This is a genomic window from Streptomyces sp. McG3 (assembly GCF_018619185.1).
Lineage (GTDB): Bacteria > Actinomycetota > Actinomycetes > Streptomycetales > Streptomycetaceae > Streptomyces.
The window spans coordinates 1-3,453 of record NZ_JAAXYC010000498.1 but is presented as its reverse complement, the minus strand read 5'-3'; the positions used below and the strand labels follow the sequence as shown (position 1 = coordinate 3,453).

Below are 3,453 nucleotides of genomic sequence, written 5' to 3'. Positions count from 1 at the left end.
TCGTACGCGCGGACCCCAGCGGCACGCGACGCACGGCTCCAACCCCCCGTACCCGTCCGGGATCACTTCCCGCACCTTTCTGGAGACACCCATGTCCTCCGCCCGACCCCGCAAGCAGCTCCATCTCAACGCCTTCCTCATGTCCACCGGACACCACGAGGCGTCCTGGCGGCTCCCCGAGAGTCCCGCCGAGGCCAACTCCGACATCGCGCACTACAAGAACCTCGCCCGCATCGCCGAACGCGGCCGCCTCGACTCCCTGTTCCTCGCCGACAGCCCGGTCCTGATGGGCGACCCCGGCCGCCGCCCCGCCGCCAAACTGGAGCCCACCGTCCTGCTCACCGCGCTCGCCGGGGCCACCGAGCACATCGGGCTCATCGCCACCGCCTCCACCAGCTACAACGAGCCCTACAACCTGGCCCGCAGGTTCGCCTCCCTGGACCATGTCTCCGGCGGCCGGGCCGGATGGAACATCGTCACCACCGCCGGGGCCGACGCCGCCCGCAACTTCGGCCTGGACGACACCCCGCTGCACCACGAGCGCTACCGCCGCGCCGCCGAGTTCGTGGAGGTCTCCACCAAGCTGTGGGACAGCTGGGCGGACGACGCCGTCGTCGCGGACAAGGAGAAGGGTGTCCACGCGCTCGCCGAACGGGTCCGGGCCATCGACCACCGGGGCGAGTTCTTCCGCGTCGACGGACCCCTCAACGTCCAGCGTCCGCCGCAGGGTTACCCCCTGCTCGTGCAGGCCGGGTCCAGCGAGGACGGCAAGGGCTTCGCCGCCAGGTACGCCGAGGCCGTGTTCACCGCGCAGCAGACCCTGGAGGAGGGCATCGCCTTCTACAAGGACGTCAAGGCGCGGGCGGTGGCCCTGGGCCGGGACCCCGACGCCATCAAGATCCTGCCCGGCATCGTCCCCGTCATCGGCGACACCGAGGCCGAGGCGCACGAGCTGGACGCCGAGCTGGACCGCCTCATCGTCCCCGAGTACGCCAAGCGGCAGCTCGCCCTGCGTCTGCGGATCGCCCCGGACGACCTCGATCTCGACGCAGAACTCCCCGATGACATCCCGACCGAGGACGAGATCGAGGGCGCCAAGAGCCGCTACACGCTCATCGTGGAGCTGGCCCGCCGCGAGCACCTGACCGTGCGGCAGCTCATCGGGCGGCTCGGCGGCGGACGCGGCCACCGTACCTTCGCCGGCACCGCCGAGCAGGTCGCCGACACCATCGAGCACTGGTACGACAGCGGGGCCGCCGACGGCTTCAACATCATGCCCGCGGTCCTCCCCTCGGGCCTGGAGATCTTCGTCGACCGGGTGGTCCCGATCCTCCAGGAACGCGGCCTGTTCCGTACCGAGTACACCGGCTCCACCCTCCGCGAGCACTACGGCCTGCCGCGACCCGCCAACCGCCTCTTCGACGGCGTCGGCACCCCGGAGCAGCTCGCCGAGGAGCGCGCCGCATGACCGAGTACCGCAACCTCGGCCGCACCGGCGTCCGGGTCAGCCCGCTCGCGCTGGGCACCATGATGTTCGGTGCGCGCGGCAACGCCGATCACGACGACAGCGTCCGGATCATCCACCACGCCCTGGACGCGGGCATCAACGTCATCGACACCGCGGACGTCTACTCGGCGGGCGAGTCCGAGACCATCGTCGGCAAGGCGCTCGCGGGCGGCCGGCGGGACAACGTGGTGCTGGCCACCAAGTTCCACGGCCGACTCGGTGACGACCCCAACGAGTACGGCAACAGCCGCCGTTGGATCATCCGGGAGGTCGAGAACAGCCTGCGCCGCCTCTCCACCGACTGGATCGACCTCTACCAGGTCCACCGCCCCGAGCCCGACACCGACTTCGACGAGACGCTGGGCGCGCTCTCCGACCTGGTCCACCAGGGCAAGATCCGCTACATCGGCACGTCCACCTTCGAGCCCTCCGCGATCGTCGAGGGCCAGTGGACCGCCGAGCGGCGGGGCCGCGAGCGCGTCGTCGCCGAGCAGCCCCCGTACTCGCTGCTGGCCCGGGGCATCGAGCGTGAAGTGCTGCCGGTGGCCCAGCGGTACGGGCTCGGCGTGCTGTCCTGGAGTCCGCTGGCGGGCGGCTGGCTGACCGGCCGCTACCGCACGGGCGCCGAGCAGCCCGCCTCCAGCCGGGCCGAGCGCCAGGCGGCCCGGTTCGACATCGCCGCACCCGGGAACGCGGCCAAGCTGGCCGCCGCCGAAGCGCTCGCCGTGCTCGCCGAGGAGGCCGGTATCACCCTGGTCCAACTCGCCCTGTCCTTCGTGCTGGAGCACCCGGCCGTCACCTCGGCGATCATCGGGCCGCGGACCTTCGGGCAACTGGAGAGCCAGCTGGGCGCCGACAAGGTGAGGCTCGGCCGGGACGTTCTCGACCGGATCGACGAGATCGTCCCGCCCGGCGTCAACCTGTCGGCGCTCGATGCCGGTTACACCCCGGCGGTCATCACCGACGCCTCTCTGCGCCGCCGTTGGGCCTGACGGCGCGGCGAGCGGGCCGGGGTCACTGGCGGATGCGGTCGCGGATCCAGACCCCGGCCTCCTTCAGGACGCCGGTCCCCGTCCAGTTGGTCCCGTTGCAGGTGCCGGTCTTGAAGACGGCGCCGGAACGGTGGTCGTCGGAGTAGTTCCAGTTGGTCCACGAGATCTTCTTGCGCTTCATCAGGTCGAGGTAGCGCTGGGACATGGTGAAGTCGTTGGCCCCCTCGCCCGCGTAGTTCTGCGTACCGAACTCGGTGACGAAAACCGGCAGTTTGTCGGAGGCCCGGTCGAGTGCGCTCAGATACTCCTCGCGGTGCGAGGCCGCGTAGAAGTGGAAGGTGTACATGATGTTCGAGGCGCGGACGGGGTTGTTCACGACCTCCGACTCGTTGGAGCCCTCGGAGACGCCGAAGGAGGACCAGGCGCGCGTCCCGACCAGGACCACCGCGTCGGGGTCCTGGGCTCGGATCACCGGGATGATCTGCTCGGCGTAGGACTTGATGCCCGACCAGCTCACCCCCGAGGGCTCGTTGGCGATCTCGTAGAGCACCCCCGGGTGGTTCTTGTACTTCTTCGCCATCGCCGTGAAGAAGGTCTTCGCCCGCGCCAGGTTCGCGTTCGGGTCACCCGGGGAGAGCATGTGCCAGTCGATGACCGCGTACATGCCGCGTGCGTGCGCCGCGTCGATGAACTTCTGCGCCCGGGCGGTGAATCCGGCCGGGTCGGTCTCGTACCCGCCCTCCTGCACGTAGGTGGAGACGCGCAGCACGTCGGCGCGCCAGTCCTGGGCCAGGGCGTTGAGCGAGCCGTCGGTGACGCACTGGGCGTACCACTGGGTGCCGTGGGTGCTCATCCCGTTGAGGGCGACCGCCTGGCCGGAGGCGTTGCAGAGCTGACGGCCGCAGACGGAGAGCTGCCCGTTGGCGGCCAGGGGGGTGGCGGCGGTGGGGGAGG

3 protein-coding genes are annotated in these 3,453 nt (G+C 70.6%); 2 read left to right on the top strand and 1 reads right to left on the bottom strand.

The genetic code is table 11. The features are described from left to right. Positions 1-91 precede the first annotated feature (91 nt). Entirely contained in the window at positions 92-1,468 is a 1,377-nt protein-coding gene (locus HET64_RS37620; RefSeq protein WP_215111724.1) for an LLM class flavin-dependent oxidoreductase, read from the top strand. Next, the gene (locus HET64_RS37615) at positions 1,465-2,499 is read left to right on the top strand and encodes an aldo/keto reductase (RefSeq protein WP_215111723.1); all 1,035 of its coding nucleotides are present in this window, start codon (positions 1,465-1,467) and stop codon (positions 2,497-2,499) included. The genes HET64_RS37620 and HET64_RS37615 overlap by 4 nt, the downstream gene beginning before the upstream one ends. Before the next feature lie 22 nt (positions 2,500-2,521). Here HET64_RS37615 and HET64_RS37610 read toward each other — a convergent pair. After that, positions 2,522-3,453 (bottom strand): glycoside hydrolase family 5 protein (locus tag HET64_RS37610; RefSeq protein WP_215111722.1); only part of this gene is annotated, 932 nt, incomplete at its 5' end.